Source organism: Nonomuraea ceibae, from assembly GCF_019396325.1.
Classification (GTDB): Bacteria; Actinomycetota; Actinomycetes; order Streptosporangiales; family Streptosporangiaceae; genus Nonomuraea; species Nonomuraea ceibae.
The window spans coordinates 1-7,267 of sequence record NZ_JAHKRO010000212.1 but is presented as its reverse complement, the minus strand read 5'-3'; the positions used below and the strand labels follow the sequence as shown (position 1 = coordinate 7,267).

At 73.2% G+C, this 7,267-nt stretch carries 8 protein-coding genes; all 8 read left to right on the top strand.

All coding sequences use genetic code 11. The features are described 5' to 3' along the window. The first annotated feature begins 291 nt into the window (after positions 1-291). A complete protein-coding gene (locus KME80_RS51505; protein WP_372455462.1) occupies positions 292-579 on the top strand; it encodes a M20/M25/M40 family metallo-hydrolase in 288 nt (95 codons plus the stop codon). Further along, positions 570-1,892, top strand: coding sequence for a formimidoylglutamate deiminase (locus KME80_RS49015; protein ID WP_219519647.1), 1,323 nt, complete (start codon positions 570-572; stop codon positions 1,890-1,892). Before KME80_RS51505 ends, KME80_RS49015 begins: the two co-directional genes overlap by 10 nt. A gap of 66 nt (positions 1,893-1,958) precedes the next feature. Next, on the top strand, positions 1,959-3,104 hold the full coding sequence (gene hutI, locus KME80_RS49010) for an imidazolonepropionase (RefSeq protein ID WP_219519645.1): 1,146 nt from the start codon (positions 1,959-1,961) through the stop codon (positions 3,102-3,104). A gap of 106 nt (positions 3,105-3,210) precedes the next feature. Next, complete coding sequence (locus KME80_RS49005) at positions 3,211-4,152, top strand: sigma-70 family RNA polymerase sigma factor (protein WP_219519642.1); 942 nt, start codon at positions 3,211-3,213, stop codon at positions 4,150-4,152. A gap of 32 nt (positions 4,153-4,184) precedes the next feature. Beyond that, positions 4,185-4,958, top strand: coding sequence for an MOSC domain-containing protein (locus KME80_RS49000; RefSeq protein WP_246647119.1), 774 nt, complete (start codon positions 4,185-4,187; stop codon positions 4,956-4,958). Between the two features lie 169 nt (positions 4,959-5,127). Continuing rightward, complete coding sequence (locus KME80_RS48995; protein ID WP_219519639.1) at positions 5,128-6,462, top strand: ammonium transporter; 1,335 nt, start codon at positions 5,128-5,130, stop codon at positions 6,460-6,462. Further along, positions 6,459-6,797 (top strand): P-II family nitrogen regulator, encoded by a 339-nt coding sequence (locus tag KME80_RS48990; RefSeq protein WP_093259464.1) that lies wholly within the window; start codon positions 6,459-6,461, stop codon positions 6,795-6,797. The genes KME80_RS48995 and KME80_RS48990 overlap by 4 nt, the downstream gene beginning before the upstream one ends. Beyond that, positions 6,794-7,267, top strand: a 474-nt coding sequence (locus tag KME80_RS52495; protein WP_219519636.1) for a nucleotidyltransferase domain-containing protein, incomplete at its 3' end; no start/stop codon positions are given. The genes KME80_RS48990 and KME80_RS52495, both read left to right, overlap by 4 nt.

Below are 7,267 nucleotides of genomic sequence, written 5' to 3'. Positions count from 1 at the left end.
GCCCCCCAACCCCCCGAACCCCGCACCCCAGCCGGTTCCCCCAGCCCCCAGCCCCCGCCGGGCAACTCAGTCCGGGGCCAGGCCCCGGCCCCGTACGGCGCGGCCTCCACGGGGGGCGCGGCCTCCCAGGGCGGTGCGGTCCCGGAGGGTGGGGTGGCTTCGGTGGGTGGCTCCTCCTCGGGGGAGGCCGCAGCCCCGTACGGCGGTGCGGGCTCCTCGGGGGGTTACGTGGGTTCGGTGAAGCGTCGGGGCTCCGAGGAGGGCGGTTTGGCTCCGGGTGAGGGGTCGGGCTTGCGGGGTGGGGTGGTGGTGCGGGAGGAGTCCTGGACGCCGCTGGTCGGGTTCGATGTGGGGTTGCGGGAGCGGGTGGGGCGGGCAGTGGGGGGTGAGGTGCCGGTGCTGGCGACCGGGGCCGGGCATGACGCGGGGATCCTGGCGGCGGCCGGGGTGCCGAGCGCGATGTTGTTCGTGCGCAACCCCACCGGCGTGTCCCATGCCCCGGAGGAGCATGCCGAGCAGGCAGACTGCGAGGCGGGAGTCGCCGCACTCGCGAACGTGCTGGAGGAGCTGTGCCGCTGACCTACTGGTGCGAGCAGGCCTGGCTGCCCGACGGCGTGGCGGCCGGGGTGCTGGTCGAGGTGGAGGGCGCCCGGATCGTCGGGGTGCGCCGGGGTGAGCCCGGGGGCGCGCACCGGCTGCCGGGGTTGACGATCCCGGGCCTGGCCAACGCGCATTCGCACGCCTTCCACCGGGCGTTGCGGGGTGTGACGCAGGGCGGCAAGGGGGATTTCTGGACGTGGCGCGACCAGATGTACGAGGTGGCCGCGCGGCTGGATCCGGACGCGTATCTGGCGTTGGCCCGGGCGGTCTACGCCGAGATGGCGCTGGCGGGGATCACGAGTGTGGGGGAGTTCCACTACCTGCACCACGGCCCGGGCGGCACGCCGTACATCGATCCGAACACGATGGGGCACGCGCTGGTGCAGGCGGCGCGGGAGGCGGGGCTGCGGATCGCGCTGATCGACGCCTGTTATGTGGCGGGCGGGCCGGGGCGGGCGCTGGCGGGGGCGCAGTTGCGGTTCGGCGACGGTGACGCCGACGGGTGGGCGGTGCGGGCGGAGGAGCTGGCCGCGGCGTACGAGGGTCAGCCGGACGTGGAGATCGGCGCGGCGATCCATTCGGTGCGGGCGGTGCCGCCGGAGCAGATGCCGGTGGTCGTGGAGTTCTCGCACCGGCACGCCGCTCCGCTGCACGCGCACGTGTCGGAGCAGCGGGCGGAGAACGCCGCCTGCGTGGAGACGTACGCGGCGACCCCCGTGCAGGTGCTGCACGAGCAGGGGGCGCTGGGCCCGCGTTCGACGGCGGTGCACGCCACCCATCTGTCGGAGGTGGACGTGGAGCTGCTGGGGCAGTCGGGGACGCACGTGTGCATGTGCCCGACGACGGAGCGGGATCTGGCCGACGGGATCGGGCCGGCGAGGAGGGTGTACGACCGGGGGGCGCCGGTGACGCTGGGGTCCGACAGTCACGCGGTCGTGGACCTGTTCGAGGAGGCGCGGGCGGTCGAGCTGGACGAGCGGCTGGCGACGGAGCGGCGCGGCCATTGGAGCGCCGCCGAGCTGCTGGGCGCGGCGACGGCGGCGGGGCACGCGTCGCTGGGGTTCCCGGAGGCGGGGCTGCTGGTGCCGGGGGCGTGGGCGGATCTGGTGACGGTGGGCCTGGACTCGGTGCGTACGGCGGGTGCGGGCGGGCTGGAGGCGGTGGTGTTCGCGGCGACGGCGGCGGACGTGCGCTCGGTGATCTCCGCGGGCCGCCGGGTGGTGTCCGATGGCCGCCACGAGCTGGGGGACGTCGGCGCGATGCTGGCCGACGCGATCGGCCGCGTGAGATGACCGCGCGGGACGACCCGCGCGGGACGGCGATGACGGCATGACGGTGACGAGGGCGGGACGGGTGCGATGACGACGACGGTGATCGACGGGATCGGGTTGCTCTACACGGGGGATCCGGAGCGGGAGGAGGTCGCCGGGGCGGCGCTCGTGCTGGAGGACGGCCTGGTCGCCTGGGCGGGACCGGCGGGGCGGGCCCCGGCGGCCGATCGGCGGGTGGACGCCGGGGGCAGGGCGGTGATTCCGGGGTTCGTGGACAGTCACGCGCATCTGGTGTTCGGAGGCGACCGCACCGCCGAGTTCCGGGCCCGCATGTCGGGGGAGCGCTACACGGGCGGCGGCATCAGGACGACGGTCGAGGCCACCCGGGCGGCGGGCGACGCGGAGCTGGCCACGCGGGCCGCCGCGCTGGTCGCCGAGATGCTGGCGCAGGGCACGACGACCGTGGAGATCAAGAGCGGTTACGGCCTGTCCGTGGAGGACGAGCGGCGCTCGCTGGAGATCGCCACGTCGCTGACCGACGAGACCACGTTCCTCGGCGCGCACGTGGTGCCGGCGGGCGTGGACGCCGACGACTACGTCCGGCTGGTCACGGGTGACATGCTGGCGGCCTGCGCCCCGTACGCGAAGTGGGTGGACGTCTTCTGCGAGCGCGGCGCCTTCGACGGCGAGCAGTCGGCGGAGATCCTCAGGGCCGGACTGAAGGCGGGGCTGCAGGCCAGGGTGCACGCCAACCAGCTCGGCGAGGGGCCGGGGGTGCGGCTGGCGTGCGAGCTGGGCGCGGCCTCGGCCGACCACTGCACGCATCTGAGCGCCGCCGACGTCGACGCGCTCGCCGCCTCGGAGACGGTGGCGACGCTGCTGCCGGGGGCGGAGTTCTCCACGCGCTCGCCGTACCCGGACGCCAGGCGGCTGATCGACGCGGGCGTGACGGTGGCGCTGGCGACCGACTGCAACCCGGGCTCGTCGTTCACCTCGTCGATGCCGTTCTGCGTGGCGCTGGCGGTGCGGGAGATGGGGATGACGCCGCTGGAGGCGGTGCGGGCCGCGACGGTGGGCGGGGCGCGCGCGCTGCGGCGGACGGACGTAGGCTGGCTGGGTCCCGGCGCGCGTGCCGACCTCGTCATCCTCGACGCGCCCTCCTACGTTCATCTGGCTTACCGGCCCGGCGTTCCCCTTGTTCACCAGGTGTTCCAGGACGGCCTCCTCCTTTAGGAGGACATCCAGAACCGTCCGCTGGTCGTAGTCCTTTAGGGAATCTTTGCCCCTGGCCGGACGTTGGCCGGATATAGAACGCAGCTGCGGAACGAGGTGCCTGGGGATGGCAAGGCCTACGGGGAGTCGCGCGCAGGAGCAGGCGGTCGCCGACCGCGATCTGCTGGGGACCTACCTGGCGGAGATCGGCAGGGTCCCGCTGCTCACGGCGGAGCAAGAGGTGGAGCTCGCCAAGCGGATCGAGGCGGGCCTCTTCGCCGAGGTGCTGCTCGACAGCGGGGGCGCGGAGCCGCGGATCGGGGACGCGGCGGACGAGGAGCTGGAGCGGCTGGCCGTCTCCGGCCAGCGGGCGAAGGACGAGTTCATCCAGGCGAACCTGCGCCTGGTGGTGGCGGTGGCCCGCAAGTATTCGGGGCGCGGGATGCCGCTCATCGACCTGGTCCAGGAGGGCAACCTCGGGCTGGTCCGGGCGGTGGAGAAGTTCGACTACAAGCGGGGTTACAAGTTCTCCACCTATGCCACGTGGTGGATCCGGCAGTCGGTGGGCCGGGCGATTCACGAGCAGGCGCGGCCGGTGCGGCTGCCGACGCACGCCGGTGAGCAGATGACGCGGCTGATGCGGGTGCGGCGCGACATGCTGGCCGAGTTCGACGTGGAGCCGACCGACGAGGATCTCGCGGCGGTGCTGGAGCTGCCCATCGAGCGGGTGCGCGAGCTGCGCCGCTGGGCGTCCGACCCGGTGTCGTTGCAGCTCGGCGTGGGTGACGAGGACGAGACCGAGCTGGGCGACATGATCGCCGACGAGACGTGGGCGGATCCGGAGCAGCAGGCGATCGACATCCTGGAGCGCGAGCGGCTGGACCAGTGGCTGACCGGGCTGGAGGGTGACGCGAGCGAGATGCTGCGGTGGCGTTACGGGCTGGTCGACGGGCGCGAGCACACGCTGACCGAGGTGGGGGAGCGCTACGGCATCGGCCGTGACCGGGCGCGGCGCATCGAGCGTGACGCGCTGGCGCGGCTGCGGCGGATGGCCGACGCCGCCGCCTGAGCTCGCCGCACCGGGTGCCTAGGATTCCGGGCATGCAGATTGGTGAGATCGCGTCCCTGTTCCGTTATCCGGTCAAGTCGATGCTGGGCGAGGAGGTCGCGGCCAGCAGCGTGAGCGAGCGCGGGCTGGCCGGTGACCGGGTGAAGGCCGTGCTCGACGTGGCGACCGGGAAGATCGCCAGTGCCAAGAACCCGAGGCTGTGGCGCGGGCTGCTGACGCTGTGCGGCGGCGCGGCGCCCGGTGACGCGGAGCTGTCGGAGCTGCTGGGCCGCGAGGTCCGGCTGGTGGACACGCCGCCCGAGGGCGCCGAGCTGGAGCGGTCGGTGCCGGACGAGGTGCTGGACCGGGGAGTCGACGCGGAGGTGCCGTTCACGGTCGGCGGGCTGGGCGGGGCGGCGCCCGAGGGCACGTTCTTCGACTTCGCGCCCGTCCATCTGATCACCACGTCGGCGCTGGCCAGGATCGGCGAGCTGGGGCCCCGCGGGGTGGTCGAGGCGGCCCGCTACCGGCCGAACCTGGTGATCACGACGCCCGAGCCCGGGTTCCCGGAGAACGCCTGGGTGGGCGCGGAGCTGGCGGTGGGCGACGAGCTGGTGCTCGGCGTCATCGCGCCGACGCCGCGCTGCGCGGTGCCGACGCTGGCCCACGGCGAGCTGGGGCGCGACACCGACGCGCTGCGCACCCCGGCCCGGCACAACCGGGTGGACGTGCTCGGCACCGGCCCCCAGCCGTGCGCGGGCGTGTACGCGCGCGTGCTGCGCCCCGGCACGATCGCGCAGGGCGATCCGGTGCGCCTGGCCCGCTGAAGCCCCTTGCGGGCGGGGCTCATAGGACCGCAACGGGCCGCGTGAACTGTCCGAAACGCGGGTGAAACACCGGCGCGGCGAGATTCACCCATGCGAAACACACCAGGTGGAGGGCCGAAACCGGCGGCGAACACGCTGTGGCGACACGTCACATTTAAGGAGGGTCGCCGTGCAGATCGATACCGGCACCACGGCCTGGATGCTCGCGGCCACCGCGCTGGTGCTGTTGATGACTCCCGGCCTCGCGTTCTTCTACGGTGGTATGACCAGGGCCAAGAGCGTCCTGAACATGATGATGATGTCGTTCGCCGCGATCATCACCGTCACCGTCATCTGGGTGCTGTTCGGCTACTCGCTGGCCTTCACCGAGAACCCGAGCCCCGCGCTCAACAACCTCGTCGGCGGGTTCGACGCGCTCGGCCTGCAGAGCCTGGTCGACACCGCGACCAAGGACGACGGCACGGGCATGCCGAGCCTGCTGTTCGCGGCCTTCCAGCTGACGTTCGCCATCATCACGGTCGCCCTGATCAGCGGCGCGATCGCGGACCGGGCCAAGTTCGGCGCCTGGGTGCTGTTCACCGTAGTGTGGGCGACGATCGTGTACGTCCCGGTCGCGCACTGGGTGTGGGGCACCGGCGGCTGGCTCAACGCGATGGGCATCGAGGACTTCGCGGGCGGCACCGTCGTCCACATCAACGCCGGAGCCGCCGCGCTCGCGCTCGCCCTGGTCATCGGCAAGCGGCAGGGCTGGCGCAAGGAGCCGATGCGGCCGCACAACCTGACGCTGGTGCTGCTCGGCGCGGGCCTGCTGTGGTTCGGCTGGTTCGGCTTCAACGCGGGCTCGGAGCTGGCGGTCGACGGCACGGCCGCGCTGGCGTTCATGAACACGCAGATCGCCACCGCCGTCGCGGCGGGCGCCTGGCTCGTGGTGGAGAAGCTGCGTGACGGCCACGCCACCAGCCTGGGCGTCGCCTCCGGCGCGGTCGCCGGGCTCGTCGCCATCACCCCGGCGTGCGGCTTCGTCGACCCGTGGGCGGCCATGCTCATCGGCCTGCTCGCCGGCGCGGCCTGCGCCTACGCGGTCGGCCTGAAGTACCGGCTCGGCTTCGACGACTCGCTCGACGTGGTCGGCGTGCACCTCGTGGGCGGCGTCGTGGGCGCGGTGGCGCTCGGCTTCGTGGCCGCCTACCCGTTCCTGCAGCAGCAGAGCAAGGGCCTGTTCTACGGCGGCGGCCTCGGCCAGCTCGGGCTGCAGGTGCTCGGCCCGGTCGTGGTCGGCGCCTACTCGTTCGCCGTCACCTGGGTCATCGCCAAGGTCATCGACAAGACGATGGGCTTCCGCGTCAAGCCCGAGGACGAGGTGACCGGCATCGACGTCACCAGCCACGCCGAGACCGGCTACGACCTCGGCACCGTCTACGCCTCGGGCGTGACCTCCCCCAACGGCCCCGTCACCGTCACCCCTGCCCCCAATAAGCCGGCCCCCAAGAAGGTGGAAGCATGAGGCTCATCACAGCCGTCATCAAGCCCTTCAAGCTCGATGACGTGAAAGCGGCCCTGGAGCAGTTCGGCATCAAGGGCATGACGGTCAGCGAGGCGAGCGGCTACGGCCGCCAGCGCGGCCACACCGAGGTCTACCGGGGCGCCGAGTACCAGGTCGACCTGGTGCCCAAGGTCCGGCTGGAGGTGCTGGCCGAGGAGGACGACGCCGAGGACGTCATCGACGTCATCGTCAAGGCGGCCCAGACGGGCAAGATCGGCGACGGCAAGGTCTGGTCCGTCCCGGTGGACACGGTGGTCCGGGTGCGCACCGGGGAGCGGGGGCCGGAAGCCCTGTGACGAGGGGAGAGGCGCGGTCCTACGCCGCGGCCCGCAAGGAGCGGGCCGCGGACACCGACCGCTGGCTCAGGGATCTCTTCCGCACGGCGAGCGACGGGGAGCGCGTCTCCCTCGTCGCCGTCGGCAGTCTGGGCCGCGGCGAGCTGGCCCCGGGCAGCGACCTCGACCTGGTCCTGCTGCACGACGGCCGGCCGGACGTGGCCAGGATCGCCGACCGGATCTGGTACCCGATCTGGGACTCGGCCGCCGGGCTCGACCACTCGGTGCGCACGGTGGACGAGGCCGTCTCGGTGGCCAGGCAGGACCTCAAGGCCGTGCTGGGCCTCATCCAGGCCCGGCACGTGGCCGGCGACCCGGAGCTGACGCGCCGGGCCAGGGAGGGCGTGCTGGCCGAGTGGCGGGCCGACTCGCGGCGGCGGCTCGCCGAGCTGCGCGAGTCGGCCGACCAGCGGGCCAAGGTCAGCGGCGAG